Source organism: Adlercreutzia sp. CNCM I-6207 (genome assembly GCF_977072305.1).
On the sequence record NZ_CDRVLZ010000048.1, the window covers coordinates 1 to 1508 of the forward strand.

The 1508-nt window shown below is 75.3% G+C and carries 1 protein-coding gene; it reads right to left on the reverse strand.

Going from position 1 to position 1508, the window contains the following annotated elements; translation table 11 throughout:
* Positions 1-27 precede the first annotated feature (27 nt).
* The coding region (locus ACW4QM_RS11455; protein ID WP_455798472.1) for an IS3 family transposase at positions 28-1508 on the reverse strand (1481 nt) is incomplete at its 5' end.

Genomic DNA, 1508 nt, shown 5'->3' on the forward strand with positions numbered 1-1508 from the left:
GGGGGTGCGGACGTTTTTCCGGACGGCCTAGGCGGCCAGCCCCAGCCGCCTCCTGCGGCCGGCTATCGTATCGTACACCTTGCGCCCTCCCTCGTCGAACGCCTTCAGCCTCCCCTCCCGGTACCAGCGGATCCACTCGGCGAGCTCGGCGGCGAACCGCTCGGCGGAGACCCCGCGCCAGTCCCTCCCGTGGAAGAACTCGACCTTGAGCCTGCCGAAGAACCCCTCGCAGGCGGCGTTGTCCGGCGAGTGCCCCTTGCGCGACATCGACCTCTCCACCCCGGCCTCCCCGCAGGCGCGGACCCAGTCGGGGGTGCGGTAGTGCCAGCCGCGGTCGCTGTGGAGCGTGAAGCCGCCCCCGGCGGCGGCCACGGCGCCGGCGAGCATCTCGGCCACGAGCGCCTTGGACGGCGAGGTGCCCACCGAGAAGGCGGCGACGTCGCCGTCGAACAGGTCGACGGCCGGCGAGAGGTACACCTTCCGCGGGTCGTCGGGCAGCCTGAACTCGGTGATGTCGGTGACCAGGACCTCGCCGGGGGCGGCGGCCGAGAAGTCGTGCAGGTCGCGGCCGGCGTCGACCAGCAGCAGGTTGGGCGCCGCCGCGCGGCCCTCCTCGCCGGCGTAGGAGCTGTAGCGGGCCGCCCGCGGGGCGCGGGCGCGCAGCCCCTCCTCGGCCATGATCCGGCGCACCACCTTCTCGGAGACCGCCACCGGCCGCGCCGGGTCGAGCCCCGCCGCGCCGCGGGCCCGCTGCGGCGCGCCGGCGCCCCGCGCGAGCTCGGCGCGGACGCGGCGGTAGCCGTAGGCGCCCCCGGACGCCTCGAAGGCGGCCCGGACCAGGGGCCGCAGGGCGGCGTACGGGTCGGGCGCGGAGGCCGCCGCCAGGCGGTCGTAGAACGTGCTGCGCGGCAGGGACAGCGCCGCCAGCGCCGCCCGCAGCCCGAAGCGCCCCCTGAGCCGGTCAGCCAGCGCCGCCCTCTCCGCCGCCGTCAGGGCGGACAGGTCGGCGCCTGGGTCTTTTTTTAGTATGTCGATCGTCCCCTCGAGGACGGCGTTGCGCAGCTCCAGCTCCTCGCAGCGGGCCCTGAGCTCCTCGAGCTCCGAGGGCGCCTCGCGGGGCTCCGGCGCGCGGGCGGCGATGTCCGAGTCGGTCATGAGGGAGAGCGCCCCTTCCTCGCGGAGCCGCCGGCGCCAGCCGGAGACGGCAGCGGCGGTGACGCCGGCCTCGGCGGCGAGGTCGGCGGCCCGCTCCCCGGCCTCCAGCCGCGCGACGAGCTCCATCTTCCTGTCGAAGGGCAAGTATACGGCCTTCTTGCGGGGCGGCGGGGCGACGCCCGCCGCCTTCGCCCAATTTACAACGGCCGTGCGGCTGCAGCCGGCCAGCTCGGCCGCCTCGGTCAGGCTGAACCCCGCCGCGACGGCCTCCACGGCGAGCTCCCTGGTCTCCAACGGGTACATGCGGACTCCAATCCGGACACCGGAGTGTCCAACTTTTTGTCCGCACCCCC